This is a genomic window from Psychrobacter sp. 1Y4, assembly GCF_051847555.1.
In genome coordinates this window covers 1-506 of the sequence record NZ_JBPYDE010001216.1, presented here as the reverse complement: position 1 = coordinate 506, position 506 = coordinate 1, and the positions used below count along the sequence as shown (strand labels likewise).

1 pseudogene is annotated in these 506 nt (G+C 42.5%); it reads right to left on the bottom strand.

Annotated elements, in window-relative coordinates:
• Positions 1–131 precede the first annotated feature (131 nt).
• A pseudogene (locus ACS8FC_RS21215) lies at positions 132–506 on the bottom strand (ABC transporter ATP-binding protein); the annotation flags it as partial.

The following is a 506-nucleotide window of genomic DNA, read 5'->3' as shown; positions in this document are numbered from 1 at the left end:
ATGGTAAGTATCGTAAAGAATAATGTTGCAAAAAACGATGTAAAAAAAGGGAGGGCTGATGCCCTCCCTTTTTTATGTTTGATTACTTACGACGAAAATCGCTTAACAGCCAAATCTCATATAACTTGCTACTAAAATTCAGCTTCCATTTCTTCTAACGTCGTCATCGATAGCAATAACTTTTCTTCCTTATCGCTATGCTCCTGCTGTAGCGCCGTTTGCTCATTGAGCAAGACAAGCAAATCAGACTTACGGCTTTCTTCATACAAACCCGTATCGGCTAGCTTTTCTTCCAGCGTTGCAAGCTGTTCATCAATCTTGGCCAATGCTTTTTCAGTCTCTTCAATCTCGCGGCGGATGGGTGCGGTGCGTTTACGTTGTTCTGCCGCCAGCTTGCGTTGTTCTTCTTTACTAAGCGCAGGCGTCATCACTTTACTTTTTGATGCATTATCAGACGCTTTATTACTCCCCTGATTACTTGCCTGACCATTATCTGTTTCACGTGA